Source organism: Streptomyces sp. KR55, assembly GCF_052245645.1.
Lineage (GTDB): Bacteria > Actinomycetota > Actinomycetes > Streptomycetales > Streptomycetaceae > Streptomyces > Streptomyces flavusporus.
Genome location: NZ_JBQQCE010000803.1, coordinates 1 through 2,359, shown reverse-complemented (window position 1 = coordinate 2,359; position 2,359 = coordinate 1). Strand labels below are relative to the sequence as shown.

2 protein-coding genes and 1 pseudogene are annotated in these 2,359 nt (G+C 71.7%); all 3 read right to left on the bottom strand.

Annotated features, from left to right (window positions below; genetic code table 11):
* Positions 1-92: 92 nt before the first annotated feature.
* Positions 93-1,223, bottom strand: coding sequence for an LOG family protein (locus tag ACTWQJ_RS50290; RefSeq protein WP_443313028.1), 1,131 nt, complete (start codon positions 1,221-1,223; stop codon positions 93-95).
* Positions 1,224-1,249: 26 nt separating this feature from the next.
* Entirely contained in the window at positions 1,250-1,657 is a 408-nt protein-coding gene (locus ACTWQJ_RS50285; protein WP_443313027.1) for a VOC family protein, read from the bottom strand.
* A gap of 96 nt (positions 1,658-1,753) precedes the next feature.
* Positions 1,754-2,359, bottom strand: a pseudogene (locus tag ACTWQJ_RS50280) (hypothetical protein); the annotation flags it as partial.

The following is a 2,359-nucleotide window of genomic DNA, read 5'->3' as shown; positions in this document are numbered from 1 at the left end:
CTCACCACCCCCATGAGACTCACAGGTTTATAAGCGCTCCATAAGGAGTGTCAATCCGTCTGCGCATCATGACGGTTGGCTTTGCCCGCTTATTAACCGCCGAGACGTTTCAACGCCGCCGGAGCCTCCTCGATCCCGTCGACCAGGGCGATCCGGGCCTCCATCGAACGCTCCCGCGCGAGCGCCCGGAGCAGCGGCCATGTCGGCAGCTTCTCCGTCCAGTGGGCGCGGTTCACCAGGACCATGGGGGTGGGCTCGCCGCGGGACTCGTAGTAGTTGGGGGTCGCGTTGTCGAATATCTCCTGCACGGTCCCGGCGGCGCCCGGCAGGAAGACCACGCCCGCGGTGCAGCGGGCCAGCAGGCCGTCCTCGCGGGTCGCGTTGGCGAAGTACTTGGCGATGTGCGCGGCGAACGGGTTCGGCGGCTCGTGGCCGTAGAACCAGGTGGGGATGCCGACGGAGGGGCCGCCGTCCGGCCAGCGGCCGCGCACCTCGAAGGCGGCACGCGCCCAGTCGGTGATCGACGGGGTGAACTTCGGTTCCTTGGCGAGGAGCTGGAGGGCGTCCATGAGCATCTCGTCGCCGTACGGAGCGGCGTACGCGCCGAGGTTCGCCGCCTCCATCGCGCCGGGGCCGCCGCCGGTCGCGACGGTGAAGCCCGCGCGGGCCAGCTCCCGCCCGAGGCGGGCCGCGCCGGCGTAGGCCTCCGTGCCGCGAGCCATCGCGTGGCCGCCCATGACGCCCACCACCCGGGCGCCGACGAGGAGTTCGTCCAGCGCGTCGGAGATGGCGTCGTCGTGGACCGCGCGCAGCATGGACGCGAAGACGTCGCCGTCCGCCTTCGTCTCCTGGAGCCAGGCGTACGACAGGGCGTCCGGCGTGGCCTCGTAGCCCTGGCCGAGCGAGTCGAAGAGCTCGTCGGGGGTGTAGACGAAGCCGCGGTACGGGTCGAAGGGGAGGTCCGGGACGGGCGGGAAGACCAGGGCGCCGGCGGCGCGCACCCGGGTGGCCGCCGCCTCGTCCATCGGACAGCCGAGGAAGACGGCGCCCTTGGTGTCGACGGACAGCAGTGCGTCCGTACGGTCCGTCAGATCGACGGCCTGGACGCGGAAGTGGGCGAGGGTTCCCTGCTCGGCGACGACCTCGTCGAACTCGGCGAGGGACTCGATCTCGCGGTCGTGGGAAGCGGTGTGGGGCGCGTGGGCGGGTGGTGTCGGCTGCACCCGCCCATGCTAGGCATGCGTGCGGCTCAGCCCTCGACGGCCGCCGGGTCCATCCACATGACCTCCCAGGTGTGGCCGTCCAGGTCGTCGAAGGCGCGGCCGTACATGAAGCCGTGGTCCTGGACCTGTTCCGACACCGTGCCGCCCGCTGCCACCGCCTTCTCGACCAGCTCGTCGACCTTCTCGCGGCTCTCGGCGCTCAGACAGATCAGCACCTCGCTGGTCCTCGTGGCGTCCGCGATCTCCTTCTTCGTGAACGTCGCGTAGAACGGCTTGGTGAGCAGCATCGCGACGATCGTGTCGCTGATCACGACGGATGCCGCGTTCTCGTCGCTGAACTGCGGGTTGAGCGTGTAGCCGAGTTCCGTGAAGAACTTCTTCGAGGCGTCGAGGTCGTTCACGGGCAGGTTCACGAAGATCATCTGCTGGTACATGTGTCGTCTCTCCCATCGGGCTTGTGCCGTTCGGTGGGGTAGACCCGAGGGCCGTCGGAAACTCATCGGCGGCCGGAGAGTTTTTCCGTACGAGCTTCAGTGGGCCAGTGGCCGGGCCGCGAGCTCGGCGACGAACACGGCCAGCGGGCCGAACACCGCGAAGAGGGCGCCGGCGCGGAGGGTGGCGGCGCCGCGCAGCATCGTGACCGGGGCGCCGAGGCGCAGCAGGGCGGCGGTGGTGTCGGCGCGGGCGTGCTTGGCCTCGACGGCGGCGGTGAGCAGGGTGGCGAGCGTGCAGCCCGCGACGAGGAGGACGCCGAGGGTCGTCAGCGGGCCGAAGGCCGGGCCGTCCGGGTCGTGCAGGGTGGCCACGGCGTACGCGGCGGACCCGGCCGCGCAGACGACGCCGACGGGGCGGCCGATGCGGGTGGCGTCCTCCATGAGGACGCGGCCGGCGAGAAGGCGCACGGCGCCGGGACGGGCTGCCTGGAGGAGGTGGCCGCAGAGGTGGGTGAGGCCGGGGCCGGCCAGGGTCAGGCCCAGGGCCGCCAGGGCCCAGCCGAGGAGCAGGCCTGCGGGGCCGCTGGGTGGGCTGCCGGGCATGGAGAGGCCGGTGGTGCTGGTGTGGGCGGCGTAGGCCTCTGCGGCCAGGCCGGCGGCGAGGGTGGCGATGCCCCAGGGGAGGGTGGCGGTGGGGTGGGG